Raw genomic sequence first — 329 nt, 5'->3', positions numbered from 1 at the left:
GCGCAAGACGACACCCTGTCCGAATTGCTGGAACTGATTAACCGACAACTGGCCGAAAAAAACCTAAAAGTAGAGAAGGCATCTGCCGCCGCCGTTGACGCCACCATTATTCAGACCGCCGGCAGCAAACAGCGTCAGGCCATAGAAGTTGATGATGAAGGACAAGTCAGCGGCCAAACCACACCGAGTAAAGACAAAGATGCCCGTTGGACAAAGAAAAACGGCCTCTACAAACTCGGTTACAAACAACATACCCGTACCTATGAGGAAGGCTATATCGAGAAACTGCACATCACTCCCGCCAATGCCCATGAGTGCAAACATCTGTC

1 protein-coding gene is annotated in these 329 nt (G+C 50.5%); it reads left to right on the top strand.

Going from position 1 to position 329, the window contains the following annotated elements:
- Positions 1–329: transposase (locus Q9I99_RS11335; protein ID WP_301668637.1), on the top strand; the 329-nt coding region annotated here is incomplete at both ends.

Source organism: Neisseria basseii (assembly GCF_962707005.1).
GTDB lineage: Bacteria > Pseudomonadota > Gammaproteobacteria > Burkholderiales > Neisseriaceae > Neisseria > Neisseria bergeri.
This window is presented reverse-complemented; position numbering and strand designations above follow the sequence as displayed.